The organism is Pseudomonas sp. CFBP13528 (assembly GCF_005233615.1).
Lineage (GTDB): Bacteria > Pseudomonadota > Gammaproteobacteria > Pseudomonadales > Pseudomonadaceae > Aquipseudomonas > Aquipseudomonas fluorescens_AM.
The window spans coordinates 160264-174394 of sequence record NZ_QGAJ01000003.1; the positions used below are offsets into that span (position 1 = coordinate 160264).

Consider the following 14131-nt stretch of genomic DNA (forward strand, 5'->3'; position numbering starts at 1 on the left):
CTCGTATTCAGTCAGTGTGAGTGAGCGATTCAGTGATGGTCGAGTACGTAGCCGTGCCCGTCATAAGGCAGGTATTGATGCGCTTTTTCATTGCCCAGGACCAAGCCAAAACCGTACAGAAACCCGACGCTATCCTGGTCTTCCAGTTCGCTCACATGGACATGGCGCATATGGCCGATCATGCCGATATTTTCCAGGATAGGTTTGATATGCCGGCCATTCTGGACCGCATCACTGAGGGCCGTCTCGAAGTCGGACATTACCTCCGGATCTTCATGTTCCAACTGGTGACGTTTGGTAAAAGCCGCAAACATGAAGTTGGCGTCCTTTATCATCTCGCTGTCGTCACCTGACAGTTTCAAGGCTTGCCCGGCCCGCTGTATCTCCTGGCGAGAAACATGCACTTCATAACCATCTTTCATGGTCACGTCATAGCCGTCACCGGCAGCGGCAACCCGTTGAAAGCAATCGGTGGGGCTTTGTCCGAACTTCATCATCATCAGTTTTATTGCGTCAACATAGGCTGCCGTTTCGCGAAACTCGCCAAAGTCCCGGGGTGTGTCACTGAAGCCAGTCAATATATTGACTGGACGTTCACCGTTTCTCTTCGAAGAGATATCCGGCATCGCCTCAGGCGAGGGAGGGCCGGGCGGTGCCGCAAGGGGTTTGACGTTGGTTTGCGGGGGGGAAGGCGGAACCTGTGCAGGGCGTGAGTCAATGGATGGATCCTTCATGTCATCCCGTCTGTTGGTGACGGGTGAATCCGATAGCACGTAGGCCTGCTTTTTCAGCCTTAACCTGGAAGGTGTCCCGTGGAAATCCTCGTGACCATCGACAACCAGCATGGATTCCCCATTCGAGACAACCGTTACACCCAGTTTCTGACCCGTGCCAAGTGACTCAGACTTAACCTCTTTCATATGGTGTTCCAGGCCCATGAGCTTCAACACGCTGCTGGCATGTTCGCCCTTGTTTGTATTGCGCATGGCCATGGGATAACTCGCCTGTTCTGCGGGGTCACGACTTTCGAGCTGTTTTCGCTTGACCAGGGTCGCGTACAGAAAGTTGGCGTCTTTCAACATGTCCTCGTTGCCCAGCAGTTGTGAACCGGCCTTCGCAAGGTCCAGCTCTTTATGCGTGATGAATAATTTGAAGCCATCTTTCATCGTCACATTGAACCCGGTGTCCAGAGGGGTGACTTGAGCGTAAATATCGGTTGGACTTTGACCAAAGTGCTGCATGGCCAACTTGATCCCCGCGACATGGGAACTGTGTGGTGTGGTCAGTGAGCGGTAAGTAACATGGGGGGAGAAAAACAGGCCACCTAACACGTCGTCGGGTTTTTGTTTGTCCTTTTTATTTGAAAGGTACTCCGTGCTGTCAGTGCGCACCGTCGAGTGGGTCGTCGCTGCAACGGTTGCTGGCCTGTCAGGCTTGACGGGCTTGGCGTCCTGGGCGTCCTGGGCCTTCTGGAGCGTATTCATCAACTTTGTCAGCTCGCTTAACATGGCGAGCAAATCTTCACGTCGGTAGGGCGCGGCGGTGGACGGTGTCAGTGTTTCAAGTGTTGTGCCTGTGGCTGAAGGGGCGGGTTCAGCAGGTGGTTTATTTGTCGATTCATGAGGCTGTGGCGCAAAAGCTGTCAGCCACGGCGATAGGGTTGAGATATTCATTTAAGCACTCAATGGATTCACGTTAAGGGGTCACTGCGCAGGCGTTTTAGACGCATGATGTCAGTGGTGAGCCTTACCTTGTGCGTTCCTGAACGTGAGCGCTTGACGAGTTACAGAGCGTTTCGTGAGCCACGTTTTTCCATAGGAAAAATCTTGAAATTAACGAGGTTTTCGCCATTCGAACGCAACGGTGCAGGGGCGACGCGAATCGCCATCCGAGGCGGTTGGATTAAAACGGCGCATCGCCCAGGATGGTTGCCCGATGCATGACGCGGCGCTGTGGACGGTAGTCATCCACCGCGTAATGCTGGGTCACGCGATTGTCCCAGAACGCCACGTCATTTTCCTGCCAGCGCCAGCGAATGGTGAACTCTGGGCGGGTGGCGTGAGCAAACAGCAGCTTGAGAATCGCCTCGCTTTCGGCCGGTTCCAGTTCATTGATGCGGGTGGTGAAGCCGTCGTTGACGAACAGCGATTTGCGGCCGCTGACGGGGTGTGTGCGGATCACCGGGTGTGACAGCGGCGGGTTTTTCCGACGGGTTTCTTCCCAGCGCGCCAGATCGTCGGCGCTGTTGCCAAAACGCTCCAGCGGGAAGGACTTGGTGAAATCGTGGGTGGCGGTGAGCCCATTGAGCAACGCCTTGAGTGGCTCGGACAGCGCGTCATAGGCCGAAATCCCGCTGGCCCACAAGGTATCGCCACCAAACGCCGGCAACAGCTTGGCACTGAGCACCGCGCCGAGGGCAGGTGTGGGCAGGAAGGTCACGTCGGTGTGCCACACGGCGTTGTCGCGCACATCGGTCACGGCGGTGTCGAGGATCAGCACTTCGGGCTGTTCCGGCACGTTGGGGTAGATCGGGTGGATGTGCAGATCGCCGAAATTCGCCGCAAACCGTGCCTGCTGTTGCGGGGTGAGCGGCTGGTCGCGCAGGAACAGCACCGAATGCTTGAGGAGTGCTTGTTCGATCGCGTCGCGCTGTTCGGTGCTCAGCGCCCGGGTGATATCGACGCCACTGATCTGGGCGCCAAGCGCAGTGCTTAAAGGGGTAATGGTCAGGCTGCTCATTTGTTCATCACTCAGTGTGCCTGGCCATGCCACGGCACTAATTTACGCTGCAGGGCGCGCAGGCCCATTTCCATGGCGAAGGCGATCAGTGCGATCACCAGGATGCCCAGGACCACGACGTCGGTGACCAGGAACTGCGCCGCCGACTGCACCATGAAGCCCAGGCCGCTGGTGGCGGCAATCAATTCGGCGGCGACCAGGGTCGACCAGCCTACGCCCAGGCCGATACGTACCCCGGTGAGGATGTCGGGCAGGGCGCTTGGCAGGATCACATGACGAATCAGTTGGGCGCGGGTGGCGCCCAGCGACTGCGCGGCGCGCAACTTGGCCGGGTCGACAGTGCGTACGCCGGTCGCGGTGGCGATGGCAATCGGTGCAAAGATCGCCAGGTAAATCAGCAGCACTTTGGACAACTCGCCGATGCCGCACCAGATCACGATCAGCGGCAGATAGGCCAGCGGCGGGATTGGCCGGTAAAACTCGATCAGCGGGTCGAGAATGCCGCGGGCGATACGGTTGGCGCCGATGGCAATCCCTACTGGTACGGCCGTCAGCACCGCGAAACCCAGGCCCAGGCCGATGCGGCTGAGGCTCGCGCCCAGATGCTGCCAAAGGGTCGAATCCATGTAGCCGGATGTCGCCAGCAACCAGCCTTTTTGCAGCACGGCAGAGGGCGGCGGCAGGAACAGGGGCTCGATCAAGCCGGTGGCGGTTACCGCCCACCAGATAGCGAGCAAGGCCACCAGTGTCAGTACGCTGATCCACCGTGTGCCGAGGCTGCGGCGTGCCGGAATAGCCGCACGCGTCAGCGGCTTGGCCGCTGTGGCGGGAAGTTCATAGCTGCTCATGCGCACACCTGCCGTTGCGAGAACACTTTGCCCAGTACGTGTTCGCGGGTTTCGATAAAACGCGGGTCGGACTTGATCGCCCGTGCCGATTCGCCGGCCGCGTAGCGTTGGCCAAAATCCAGCTGCAGGCGCTCGACAATCTGGCCGGGGTTGGGCGCCAGCAGGATCAAGTCCGTGGCGAGGAACACCGCTTCTTCGATGTCATGGGTGATCAGAAACACCGGCTTGGCCGTGCGCCGCCAGACTTGCAGCAGCAGTTCCTGCATCTGTTCGCGGGTGAAGGCATCGAGGGCGCCGAACGGCTCGTCCATCAGCAGTACGCGAGGGTCGGCCGCCAGGGCGCGAGCGAGGCCGACGCGTTGCTTCTGGCCGCCGGAGAGTTGCCAGATGCGCCGGCTGTCGAAACCGCTCAGGTCCACCAGCGCGAGCATTTCCCGGGCGCGCGCTTCACGTTGCGCCTTCGGCACGCCGGCCAGTTCCAGGCCGAAGGCGACGTTGGCCAGCACGTCCTGCCAGGGCAGCAGGGCATCGTCCTGGAACACTACGCCACGTTCGGCGCCGGGACCTTTGACCGGCACGCCATCGAGGGTGATACGCCCGGCCGACGGTTCGACAAAGCCGGCAATCAGGTTCAACAGCGAAGTCTTGCCACTGCCGGAGGGGCCCAGGGCCACCAGCAATTGCCGGGGACCAAGCTCAAGTGAAATATCCGCCAGTACCGGTTCCGGGGCGCCTGGGTACTGTGCGCTGATGCGCTCCAGCTGTAGCAAGGCCATTGCGATGAACTCCTTGGATCAGTGGGTGATGAACTTGGCGCTGACGTAAGGGGCGTAGTCCGGCAGCACCGCGTCGACCTTGCCTTGCTCCTTGAGGAACGCTGCGGTATCGGTGACAGCCTGGGTGGTCGGTGCGCCCAGCAGGGTGACCTGGTCAGCGGCCAGCGGGTAGACATTGCCTTGCAGCAGCAGCGGGATGTCGCTGGCCTTGGCGCCGGAGAGCTTCACCAGCTTGTCGACGTTCGCGTTGTCGGCGAGCCAGGCTTGTGGGTCTTTACGGTAAGCGGCGTAGGCATCCAGCGTGACTTTGGCGAAGGCCGTGACGATTTCCGGATGCTTCTCGGCGAAGTCCTTACGCACAATCCAGGCATCGAAGGTCGGTGCACCGAACTTGGCCAGTTCGCCGGACGTGATCAACACCTTGCCGTTTTCCTTGGCCACGCCCAGGGCCGGGTCCCACACATAGGTGGCGTCGATATCACCGCGTTTCCAGGCGGCGATGATGGCCGGTGGTGCGAGGTTGAGGATGGTCACCTTCGAGGGGTCGATGTTCCAGTGCTTCAGCGCGGCTAGCAGGCTGTAGTGCCCCGTGGACACGAACGGTACGGCGATCTTCTTGCCGACCAGGTCCTGAGGGCTGTTGATCCCCGAACCATCGCGCGCCACCAGGGCTTCGGCGCCGCCGATCTGGGTGGCAACAAGGAAGGTTTGCACCGGCACCTTGCGCGTGATCGCAGCGGTCAACGGGCTGGAACCGAGGTAACCGATCTGCACGTCACCCGAGGCGATGGCGGCGATGATATCGGCGCCATTGTCGAATTTGCGCCAGTCGATCCTGGCGTGGGTGGCTTTTTCATAGGCGCCGTCGGCCTGGGCGACTTTTGCCGGGTCTACGGTGGTCTGGTAAGCGACGGTCACATCTGCCGCCTGGGCAAACAGGCTGGCACCGGCCAGGGATAACGCCGCCAGCAAGCGCAGTGGGGTAGGCAGTTTCAAAGGGAGGCTCCTCAATCAAGCAGCCAGGAGGGCGGCGTGTGAGGAGACTAAATGATCTAAGAATCCGAAAATAAATAACATTTTCGAATTAGCTTATGAGGAGAAGGGTTGCAGCGATTCCTGAGCCTGATGCAGGGCAAATGTGGGAGGGGGCTTGCCCCCGATGGCGGTGGTTCAGTCACTGACTGAGTGGCAGACACACTGCTATCGGGGGCAAGCCCCCTCCCACATAAGGTTTAGTTGCTGATGGCCAGGATGCTCGCCTGGTACGACCCGACGAACACATCGAAATCGCCCACTTCGTTCTGCTCAAGCTCGGCCTGCTGAGCCAGCGACGTACGCGCCAGTTCTTCAAAGCGCGCTTGTTCCTCGGCTGGCAGCGGTTCCTTGCGGAAGTACTCGGCATGCACCTCGCTCTGATGCAGCGAGAACTGCGCGAAACTTTCCTTACGCTCGGCCATCGCGGCCAGCACCTGGGCCGAGGGCGTCAGTGACGGGTCGTTGACCTTGGCCAATTGAGCGTCCAGCGCCTGGCTGTGTTCAGTGATGCCATGGCTCTCATCGAGCAGGGCGGCCAGAGGCGCAATCTGCTCCAGCAGCTCGGCGGCCCACTCTTTCATCTCCACCGTCTGGCCTTGACGCTGCAATTGCAGGCCCGGACGGCGACCTTCCTTGACCACGCTGAGGAAGTTGGACGTGGCGTTGCCGCACTCGTTATTGGCGAACAGCGGGCTGTCGTTCAGCGCGCAATACAGCAGGAACGCGTCGAGAAAACGCGACTCCGCAAGATCGATGCCCATCGGCAGGAACGGGTTGATGTCCAGGCAGCGCACTTCGATGTACTGGATGCCGCGCGCCATCAGCGCCTGGATCGGCCGCTCGCCGGTGTAGGTCACACGCTTGGGGCGGATGTTGGAGTAGTACTCGTTTTCGATCTGCAGGATATTGGTGTTGAGCTGCACCCACTCACCATCCTTGTGCGTGCCGACTTCGACATAGGGCGCGTAGGGCGTTGCCACCGCTTCGCGCAGGCTGTCGGTGTAGCTGGCCAGGTCGTTGTAGCACGGCGTGAGGCCGGCCTGGGCGTTGCTCTGGTAACCCAGGTCGCTCATGCGCAGGCTCGTGGCGTACGGCAGGTACAAGGTATCGGCGTCGAGCACTTCAAGCTGGTGCGAACGGCCGCGCAGGAAGCCTGCGTCCAGGGCCGGCGAGGCGCCAAACAGGTACATCAACAGCCAGCTGTAGCGGCGGAAGTTGCGAATCAGCGCGATATACGCGGTGGATTGATAGTCGCGGTCGGTGCCGACAAAGCCTTCGGCTTCCTTGAGCAACGGCCACAGCTGTTCCGGCAGCGAGAAGTTGTAATGGATGCCGGCAATGCATTGCATGGTCTTGCCATAACGCAGGGCCAGCCCCTTGCGGTAAACGTACTTGAGCTGCCCGATGTTGGAGGTGCCATAGTAGGCAATCGGAATATCTTCCTCGGCCGGCAACGGGCACGGCATCGAGGGGCTCCACAGGTATTCGCTGCCCAGTTTGGTGTAGGCAAAGCGATGGATCTTGTCCAGGCTGCTCAGGGTATCGGCCGGGTTGGGCAGCGCGGGAGTAATGAACTCCAGCAGCGACTCCGAGTAGTCGGTAGTGATCTGTTCGTGCGTCAACGCGGCGCCCAGGGCTTCCGGATGCGGCGTCTGGGCCAGGCGACCCTCACTGGTGACGCGCAGGCATTCACGCTCGATGCCATGCAGGCAGTGCTCTAGCAGGGAGAGGTGTTCGCGCTTGCCGAGCAGAGCCAGGCGGCGGTTGAGAAGTTCGCTCAAGTTGGATTCCTTCACGCGTCAGTCGCCCCAATATGGGGGTGGGCAAGACGGTCTACAAGGGTGAAGTTGAAACTGGCGTGATCGCCTGGTTCTGAGTCGATTTGACCCGCTCTGAATATGCCTACTTCACTCCATGAATTGGGCTACAGCGCAGCGAGAAAATTCCGACGCTGTTGTCACAGCGCCGAAATTAACTCAAATCAGGGGCAGGGAGCTATAGGACAGCGAACGTGCCCTGTGCTTTTGCGACAAGTCTTTCGTCCTGGTACACGTCGGCTTCGACCACCAGGGTGCGCCTGCCGGCGTGGATCACCCGGCTGGTGCACAGCACGTCACCCTCTTCAACGGCGCGGATATAGTTGATCTTGCACTCGATGGTCGCGCTCTGCTGGTCGAACCCGTGGGCGCTGGAACATGCCAGCCCCATGGTGATGTCCACCAGGCTGAAAATCGCCCCGCCGTGCAACTTGCCCCCGCGATTGCGTAAATGCGGCGCAAGGCTCAGGGCCACCTCGGCAACGCCTGCATCCAGGCGCTGCAGGCGGCAACCGATCAGTTCGCTGAACGCGCTCTGGGTCAAACCGGCCGGAATATCCATCAACGCTTCTTCAACTGCTTGGCGTTGGCGAACAGCGAGGCCATTGCGTTGTTGCTCGGTGCGGCTGTCGCGGTGTCCTTGCGCGGCGCAGTGTTCTGCGACGGACGCGGTGCCGACCCAGGGCGAGCGCCGCGGGCACCGTCGATTTTCTCGCCGGGGGTGTCGCTCATGCGCATCGACAGGCCAACGCGTTTGCGCGGGATGTCGACTTCCATCACCTTGACCTTGACCACGTCACCGGCCTTCACCGCTTCGCGCGGGTCCTTGATGAACTTCTCCGAAAGTGCGGAGATATGCACCAAACCGTCCTGATGCACGCCGATATCCACGAATGCGCCGAAGTTGGTCACGTTGGTCACCACGCCTTCGAGGATCATGCCCGGTTGCAGGTCCTTGAGGTCTTCGACGCCGTCCTGGAACTCGGCGGTCTTGAACTCGGGGCGCGGGTCGCGGCCGGGTTTTTCCAGCTCCTGCAGGATGTCGGTGATGGTAGGCACGCCGAAGGTTTCGTCGGTGTACTTTTTCGGGTCCAGGCGCTTGAGAAACGCGGCATCGCCGATCAGCGAGCGGATGTCGCGATCGGTTTCGGCGGCAATCCGCTGTACCAGCGGATACGCTTCCGGGTGAACCGCCGAGGCGTCCAGCGGGTTATCACCGTTCATTACGCGTAGGAAACCTGCGGCTTGCTCGAAGGTTTTTTCGCCCAGGCGCGCGACTTTTTTCAGCGCGGCGCGGGTTTTGAAGGCGCCGTTCTCGTCGCGGTGGTTGACGATATTCTGCGCGAGGGTAGCGTTCAGGCCGGAGATACGTGCCAGCAGCGCCACGGACGCGGTGTTCACGTCCACACCCACGGCGTTCACACAGTCTTCCACCACCGCATCCAGTCCACGCGCCAGCTTGAGCTGCGACACGTCGTGCTGGTATTGGCCGACGCCGATGGATTTGGGATCGATCTTCACCAGCTCGGCCAGCGGGTCCTGCAGGCGACGGGCAATGGACACGGCGCCGCGGATGGACACGTCGAGGTCCGGGAACTCCTTGGACGCCAGCTCCGAAGCCGAGTACACCGAAGCGCCCGCCTCGGAGACCATGACCTTGGTCATCTTCATCGCCGGGTACTTTTTGATCAGCTCGGCGGCCAGCTTATCGGTTTCGCGGCTGGCGGTACCGTTGCCGATGGCGATCAGGTCCACGGCGTGCTTGGCGCAGAGGGCGGCCAGGACAGCCAGGGTCTGGTCCCACTTGTTATGCGGCACGTGCGGGTAGACGGTGGCGTGGTCCAGCAGCTTGCCGGTGGCGTCGACCACCGCAACCTTGCACCCGGTGCGCAGCCCCGGATCCAGGCCCAGGGTCGCGCGTGGGCCCGCCGGTGCGGCCAGCAGCAGGTCATGCAGGTTGTGGGCGAATACGTTGATCGCCTCGGTTTCAGCGCCTTCACGCAGCTCGCCGAGCAGGTCGGTTTCCAGGTGGGTGTAGAGCTTGACCTTCCAGGTCCAGCGCACGACCTCACCGAGCCACTTGTCTGCAGGACGGTTCTGATTCTGAATGCCGAATTGTTGACCGATCATGCCTTCGCACGGATGCATGGTGCCCGGCAGCTCGTCACCGACTTTCAACGCGGAGCTGAGAATGCCCTCGTTGCGGCCACGGAATATCGCCAGTGCGCGGTGGGACGGCATGCTTTTGAGCGGTTCGTCGTGTTCGAAGTAATCGCGAAACTTGGCGCCCTCTTCCTCTTTGCCGGCGATGACGCGGGCGCTGAGAATGGCTTCCTGTTTCAGGTAGGTGCGCAGTTTTTCCAGCAGGCTGGCGTTTTCCGCGAAGCGCTCCATCAGGATGTACTTGGCGCCGTCGAGGGCGGCCTTGACATCGGCGACGCCTTTTTGCGCGTCGATAAAGCGCGCAGCTTCGGTTTCAGGCGTCAGCGACGGGTCGTTGAACAGGCCGTCGGCCAAGTCGCCCAGGCCGGCTTCCAGGGCAATCTGGCCCTTTGTACGACGTTTCTGTTTATACGGCAGGTAAAGGTCTTCGAGGCGGGTCTTGGTGTCGGCCAGCTTGATGTCGCGTTCCAGTTGCGGGGTCAACTTGCCCTGTTCCTCGATGCTGGCAAGGATGCTGATACGCCGCTCGTCGAGTTCTCTCAGGTAGCGCAGGCGCTCTTCCAGGTGCCGCAGTTGGGTATCGTCAAGGCTGCCGGTGACCTCTTTTCGGTAACGGGCGATGAAAGGCACCGTGGAGCCCTCATCCAGTAGCGCGACGGCCGCTTCGACCTGCTGTGGGCGTACACCGAGTTCCTCGGCGATGCGGCTGTTGATGCTGTCCATAAAACCACCTGAAATTCTGAAAAGCAGCTCGCAGGCCCGGAAAACAAGGCCTTGCGAGGCTGGTTGAGCGGCCCGACCGGCACCGCTGCCTGGGTCAAGAGGCAGCCTATTGACCCTCGAAATCGAAAAAACACGACAAGCGGGTAAAAAAAAGCCCGGCAGTAAACGGTAACGATCTGACGTTGCCCTGCACGAAGGCGCCGCATTATAACCAGCGTTCTGCCCTTGGGGGCTACTGCGCCGCTGGTTGTAGGACACGGCTTAGCTGGTAGTAGAGGAAAAATCTGCTAACAATGCACACGGTGCGTATAACGGCAGCTAGGCCATAATGCGCGCCGAGATAAGAGGAGCATCTAATGAGCAGCACTGCACAAACTGCTGAAGGCGAAAAAATTCTCATCGTTGACGACGATCCGGGGCTGAGCAGCCTGCTGGAGCGTTTTTTCAACTCCAAAGGCTACCGGGCGCGCGCGGTGCCGAACACCGAGCAGATGGACCGCCTGTTGGGGCGCGAAGTGTTCAATCTGGTCGTGCTCGACCTGATGTTGCCTGGCGAAGACGGCCTGACCGCCTGCAAGCGTCTGCGTGGCGCGAACAACCAGATCCCGATCATCATGCTCACTGCCAAGGGCGATGAGCTGAGTCGCATCAAGGGCCTCGAACTGGGCGCCGATGACTACCTGGCCAAGCCGTTCAACCCAGACGAGTTGATGGCGCGGGTCAAGGCCGTATTGCGTCGCCAGGCACCGCCGGTACCGGGTGCGCCAGGCAGCGAAGACGAAAGCGTGACCTTCGGCGACTACGAGTTGTCCCTGGCGACCCGCGAGCTCAAGCGTGGCGACGAAGTGCACATGCTCACCACCGGCGAATTCGCGGTGCTCAAGGCCCTGGTGATGAACGCTCGCCAGCCGCTGACCCGCGACAAGCTGATGAACCTGGCCCGTGGCCGCGAATGGGACGCCCTGGAGCGCTCCATTGACGTGCAGATCTCCCGACTGCGCCGGATGATCGAGCCGGACCCTTCCAAGCCGCGGTATATCCAGACGGTGTGGGGTGTGGGTTATGTGTTTGTGCCGGATGGCACCGCAACCAAGTGACCGATGATTTGCAGGGACGGGCATCCGGCGTTTGATTCCATGAGGGTCGACGGGGTGCTCGGCGTCTGCAATTCTGCGAGCGCCGCTCGTTCCTGCAAGGTGTCTAGCTGTCTCCTATGAAAACCCCGCTGTGGTTCCCGCAAAGTTTCTTTTCCCGCACCCTCTGGCTGGTGCTGATCGTCGTTCTGTTTTCCAAGGCACTCACCCTGGTTTATCTGTTGATGAACGAGGATGTGCTGGTGGATCGGCAGTACAGCCACGGCGTCGCCTTGACGTTGCGTGCCTACTGGGCCGTCGACCCCGAGAACCGTGAAAAGGTAGCCAAGGCCTCAACGCTGATCCGGGTCGATGGTGCCGGCGTGCCTGAGGGCGAGCAGCATTGGCCCTACAGTGAGATCTACCAGCGCCAGATGCAGGCGGAGCTGGGTGACGACACCGAGGTGCGGCTGCGCATGCACGTTTCGCCTGCGCTGTGGGTGAGGGCGCCCAGTCTGGGCGATGCCTGGATCAAGGTCCCGCTGTATCCGCATCCGTTGCGCGGGCAAAAAATCTGGAACGTATTGGGCTGGTTCCTCGCCATCGGCCTGCTTTCAACCGCGTCCGCATGGATTTTTGTGCGCCAGCTCAACCAACCGCTCAAGCGCCTGGTATTTGCCGCCCGCCAACTGGGCCAGGGGCGCAGCGTGCGCCTGCCGGTCAGCGATACACCCAGTGAGATGACCGAGGTTTACGGCGCATTCAACCAGATGGCGGAGGATGTCGAGCAGGCCGGACGCGAGCGCGAACTGATGCTGGCGGGGGTGTCCCATGACCTGCGCACGCCGTTGACGCGATTACGCTTGTCCCTGGAGTTGATGGGCAACCCTACCGACCTCACCGATGACATGGTGCGTGACATCGAGGATATGGACGCGATTCTTGACCAGTTCCTGGCGTTCATCCGTGATGGGCGTGATGAGGTTGTGGAGGAGGTTGACCTGACCGATCTGGTACGTGAAGTGGTCGCGCCCTACAACCAGAGCGGTGAGCAGGTGCGCATGCGCCTGGAGCCGATTCAGCCGTTTGCCTTGCGCAGGGTGTCGATGAAGCGCCTGTTGAACAACCTGATCGGCAACGCCTTGCATCATGCCGGTTCGGATGTGGAGGTGGCGGCGTACGTGTCGGGTGACAGCGCAGCGCCCTATGTCGTACTGAGCGTGATGGATCGCGGCACGGGTATCGACCCGGCTGAACTCGAAGCCATCTTCAACCCGTTTACCCGTGGCGACCGCGCCCGAGGCGGTAAAGGTACCGGTTTGGGGTTGGCGATTGTGCGGCGGATTGCTTCGATGCATGGCGGCAATGTTGAGTTGCGCAACCGTGAAGGGGGCGGGCTGGAAGCTCGGGTGCGCTTGCCGCTTGGGTTGATGTTGCCTAGAGATGCGGTATAGAGGCAGCCATAAGCTTCAAGCTTCAAGCTTCAAGCTAAAAGCTGCAAGAGTAAGGCAGGCTGTGTTTGCCCTTTCTTGCAGCTGATAGCTTGAAGCTCATAGCTGCTTTTTAGCCCTTGCCCTTGGTCCGAGTCATATTCGGCCCGCCATTTTTTTCCAGGTGCTGAATGATAATTCCCGCCACATCCTTGCCGGTGGTGGTCTCGATCCCTTCCAGGCCCGGCGATGAGTTGACCTCCATGACCAGGGGGCCATGATTGGAGCGCAGGATATCCACACCTGCCACGGCCAACCCCATGACCTTGGCCGCACGCAGTGCGGTCATGCGCTCCTCCGGGGTAATCTTGATCAGGCTGGCGCTGCCGCCACGGTGCAGGTTGGAGCGAAACTCGCCCGGCTTGGCCTGGCGTTTCATGGCGGCAATCACCTTGTCGCCCACCACGAAGCAGCGGATATCCGCACCACCCGCTTCCTTGATGTACTCCTGCACCATGATGTTCTGCTTGAGGCCCATGAACGCCTCGATCACCGACTCCGCGGCCGTTGCCGTTTCGCACAACACCACGCCGATGCCCTGGGTGCCTTCGAGCACCTTGATCACCAGCGGCGCGCCATTGACCATTTCGATCAGGTCGGGGATGTCATCCGGGGAGTGGGCGAAGCCGGTCACCGGCAGGCCAATACCCCGGCGCGACAGCAGTTGCAGCGAGCGCAGCTTGTCCCGCGAACGTGCGATGGCCACGGACTCGTTCAGCGGGAAAACGCCCATCATTTCAAACTGGCGCAGTACCGCACAGCCATAGAAGGTCACCGAGGCGCCGATGCGTGGGATCACCGCATCAAAGCCTTCCAGCGGTTTGCCACGGTAGTGGATCTGCGGCTTGTGGCTGGCAATGTTCATGTAGGCCCGCAACGTGTCGATCACCACCATTTCATGGCCACGTTCGGTGCCGGCCTCGACCAGGCGGCGGGTGGAATACAGACGCGGGTTTCGCGACAGCACAGCAATCTTCATGCAGCACCTGGGGCAGAAATAGTGGAGACCGGGAACACCGGCTTGTCTTGTACGTATTTTACGGCCGGGCTGACGACCAACTGGCCGTCAATCAGCGCCTTGGAGCCCAGCAACAGGCGGTAACGCATGGCTTTGCGGCAGGCCAGGGTGAATTCCACTCGCCATACCCGATCGCCCAACGCCAGGGTGGTGCTGATCACGTAGCGCACCTGCGCATGGCCGTTGGAGCTCTTGATGGTTTTCATCGTCACCAGGGGCGCTTCGCAACGCCGGTGGCGCAATTGCACCACGCTGCCCAGGTGCGCGGTAAAGCGCACCCACTTCTCGCCGTCGCGCTCGAACGGCTCGATCTCGGTGGCGTGCAGGCTCGAGGTGCTGGCACCGGTGTCGATCTTGGCGCGCAGGCCCGCCACTCCCAGGTCGGGAAGGGCCACCCACTCACGCAGACCCACAACGGTCAAATGGTCAAATGTCTTCAAATAGGGTTA

At 60.8% G+C, this 14131-nt stretch carries 12 protein-coding genes; 2 read left to right on the forward strand and 10 right to left on the reverse strand.

What is annotated here, in order from left to right:
- Positions 1-29: 29 nt before the first annotated feature.
- The 8 genes from PspCFBP13528_RS07390 to PspCFBP13528_RS07425 all read right to left on the reverse strand — a co-directional run bounded on the left by PspCFBP13528_RS07390 (position 30) and on the right by PspCFBP13528_RS07425 (position 10101).
- Positions 30-1673 (reverse strand): hypothetical protein, encoded by a 1644-nt coding sequence (locus tag PspCFBP13528_RS07390; RefSeq protein ID WP_137199916.1) that lies wholly within the window; start codon positions 1671-1673, stop codon positions 30-32.
- A gap of 229 nt (positions 1674-1902) precedes the next feature.
- The gene (tauD, locus tag PspCFBP13528_RS07395; RefSeq protein WP_101219788.1) at positions 1903-2739 is read right to left on the reverse strand and encodes a taurine dioxygenase; all 837 of its coding nucleotides are present in this window, start codon (positions 2737-2739) and stop codon (positions 1903-1905) included.
- A gap of 11 nt (positions 2740-2750) precedes the next feature.
- Complete coding sequence (tauC, locus tag PspCFBP13528_RS07400) at positions 2751-3587, reverse strand: taurine ABC transporter permease TauC (protein WP_065950024.1); 837 nt, start codon at positions 3585-3587, stop codon at positions 2751-2753.
- A complete protein-coding gene (gene tauB / locus PspCFBP13528_RS07405) occupies positions 3584-4363 on the reverse strand; it encodes a taurine ABC transporter ATP-binding subunit (RefSeq protein WP_101219790.1) in 780 nt (259 codons plus the stop codon). Before tauB ends, tauC begins: the two co-directional genes overlap by 4 nt.
- Before the next feature lie 18 nt (positions 4364-4381).
- Complete coding sequence (gene tauA / locus PspCFBP13528_RS07410) at positions 4382-5359, reverse strand: taurine ABC transporter substrate-binding protein (RefSeq protein ID WP_137199917.1); 978 nt, start codon at positions 5357-5359, stop codon at positions 4382-4384.
- A 236-nt stretch (positions 5360-5595) separates the two neighbouring features.
- Positions 5596-7179: a glutamate--cysteine ligase gene (gene gshA, locus PspCFBP13528_RS07415; protein WP_065950027.1), complete on the reverse strand. Its 1584-nt coding sequence runs from the start codon at positions 7177-7179 to the stop codon at positions 5596-5598.
- Positions 7180-7393: 214 nt separating this feature from the next.
- Complete coding sequence (locus PspCFBP13528_RS07420; RefSeq protein ID WP_065950028.1) at positions 7394-7777, reverse strand: PaaI family thioesterase; 384 nt, start codon at positions 7775-7777, stop codon at positions 7394-7396.
- Positions 7777-10101, reverse strand: a complete 2325-nt coding sequence (locus tag PspCFBP13528_RS07425) for a Tex family protein (RefSeq protein ID WP_065950029.1) — start codon at positions 10099-10101, stop codon at positions 7777-7779. The genes PspCFBP13528_RS07420 and PspCFBP13528_RS07425 overlap by 1 nt, the downstream gene beginning before the upstream one ends.
- A 356-nt stretch (positions 10102-10457) precedes the next feature.
- Between PspCFBP13528_RS07425 and ompR the strand changes: the two genes are divergently transcribed.
- Positions 10458-11198, forward strand: coding sequence for a two-component system response regulator OmpR (ompR, locus tag PspCFBP13528_RS07430; protein WP_015373500.1), 741 nt, complete (start codon positions 10458-10460; stop codon positions 11196-11198).
- Between the two features lie 116 nt (positions 11199-11314).
- Positions 11315-12628: an ATP-binding protein gene (locus PspCFBP13528_RS07435; protein ID WP_065950030.1), complete on the forward strand. Its 1314-nt coding sequence runs from the start codon at positions 11315-11317 to the stop codon at positions 12626-12628.
- Positions 12629-12737: 109 nt separating this feature from the next.
- Here PspCFBP13528_RS07435 and rimK read toward each other — a convergent pair whose 3' ends face one another.
- Both rimK and PspCFBP13528_RS07445 read right to left on the reverse strand, forming a co-directional pair.
- Positions 12738-13643, reverse strand: a complete 906-nt coding sequence (gene rimK / locus PspCFBP13528_RS07440) for a 30S ribosomal protein S6--L-glutamate ligase (RefSeq protein ID WP_003171022.1) — start codon at positions 13641-13643, stop codon at positions 12738-12740.
- Positions 13640-14089, reverse strand: a complete 450-nt coding sequence (locus PspCFBP13528_RS07445; RefSeq protein WP_170827547.1) for an ATP-dependent zinc protease — start codon at positions 14087-14089, stop codon at positions 13640-13642. The genes rimK and PspCFBP13528_RS07445 overlap by 4 nt, the downstream gene beginning before the upstream one ends.
- Positions 14090-14131 lie beyond the last annotated feature (42 nt).